Annotated in this window: 1 protein-coding gene; it reads right to left on the bottom strand. The window is 56.1% G+C overall.

Annotated features, from left to right (window positions below; all coding sequences use genetic code 11):
* Positions 1-549, bottom strand: a 549-nt coding sequence (locus tag ACSZLD_RS16860) for a peptidoglycan-binding domain-containing protein (protein ID WP_444685861.1), incomplete at both ends; no start/stop codon positions are given.

Raw genomic sequence — 549 nt, 5'->3', positions numbered from 1 at the left:
CGCGCCCCGTTGTAAAAATCTCCGACCGAGGTTGATGTCGTAGGGGTTAATTCGCTCGCGATCAGCTGCAACATCTCTTCTGTCGGCAGGCCGGTTACTTCCAGGCCGTAGGCCCGTTGAAAGTCTTCCACAACGCCCATCGTCACCGGTCCGAACGCATTCGACGGGCTCGATGGGAAGTTGCCAAACCCAAGCTCGGTTAAATCGTACTTGAGTTCACGGATGTACTCGCCACGCGCCCCGTTGTAAAAATCTCCAACAGATGTGGACGTGATAGGGGTCAAGTCCGCCGCCATCGCATCGAGCATCGCATCGGTCGGCAATCCTGTCACTTCAAACCCGTAGGCCTGCTGGAAGTCTTCCACGACGCCCATCGTTACCGGTCCGAACGCATTCGACGGACTCGATGGGAAGTTGCCAAACCCAAGCTCGGTTAAATCGTACTTGAGTTCACGGATGTACTCGCCGCGCGCGCCATCGTAGAACTCCCCGATACGTGTCGTTGTGGAGTCGTTCTCTGCTGAGAACATCGAGAACGCGGAAAACGTT

Source organism: Alkalicoccus luteus, assembly GCF_052061695.1.
Lineage (GTDB): Bacteria > Bacillota > Bacilli > Bacillales > Salisediminibacteriaceae > Alkalicoccus > Alkalicoccus luteus.
The sequence above is the reverse complement of the archived record's forward strand: the minus strand, read 5'-3'. Positions and strand labels throughout refer to the sequence as shown.